We start from the raw sequence: 781 nt of genomic DNA on the forward strand, positions 1-781 counted from the left end.
GTCAGACACGCTTGGTTTGAGGACGAAGGGAAACCCATCAAGAATTTGCGTATCCTGCTTTCCATTCTTGACACGGAAATCGTTCCAGCAGAGTGGTTGCGGCATCGCGTTACCGCAGGTGATGTCCGTGAGGCTGACCGAAAGTTTGCCCCTGACGTCTGGCGGAAGGTTATGAAGGGCAGGGTCAAGAGACGACAGGTCTGGTCTTCAAAGGTGCGAAGTAAACAGCAGCAGGTTCCGGCTCCCGGATCTGATGATAAGAAGATACTCGCGGAAGTTTCTTCACTCTCGCCCGCCGAGTTTGAGGCATTTACTGTTGCCCTTGTAGACAAACTTCCCGACATCGTTCCCGGACTTGAGCATCGCGTCACACGAACAAGGCGAACGGGCGATCACGGAATAGATTTCTTCGGTATGTTCAAGCTTCCGTATCCGATCGACTACGAAATCGAGTTCCTGGGTGAGGCCAAGCGCTACAAGACGGCCATAACGCCGGATCAGGTGTCCCGTCTCGTGGCGCGACTTGGCCGAGGCCAGTTCGGGCTTTATTTTACGACATCATGGTACTCAGAACAGACGCAGAAAGAGATCGAGGCGGACCGCTATCCGGTGCGACTGTTTTCCGGGCAGGACATCGTTAACATCCTTCGGGCAGGAGATTGCGTATCCGGAGGTAAAATCAGGAGTGACTGGAAAGAGCTTGCTCTTGCTGAAGTTGAAGGGGAAGTCACGGATGGGCTAAGGCCTACTTCATTGTGGTAGGTTTGTGGGAGAAACCGGC

General features: G+C 53.6%; 1 protein-coding gene. It reads left to right on the top strand.

The window, feature by feature from the left end:
- Positions 1–762, top strand: a 762-nt coding sequence (locus GV827_RS23210) for a restriction endonuclease (RefSeq protein WP_164356707.1), incomplete at its 5' end; no start/stop codon positions are given.
- Between the last annotated feature and the right edge of the window lie 19 nt (positions 763–781).

The sequence above is a fragment of the Sulfitobacter sediminilitoris genome (assembly GCF_010667575.1).
GTDB classification, from domain to species: domain Bacteria; phylum Pseudomonadota; class Alphaproteobacteria; order Rhodobacterales; family Rhodobacteraceae; genus Sulfitobacter; species Sulfitobacter sediminilitoris.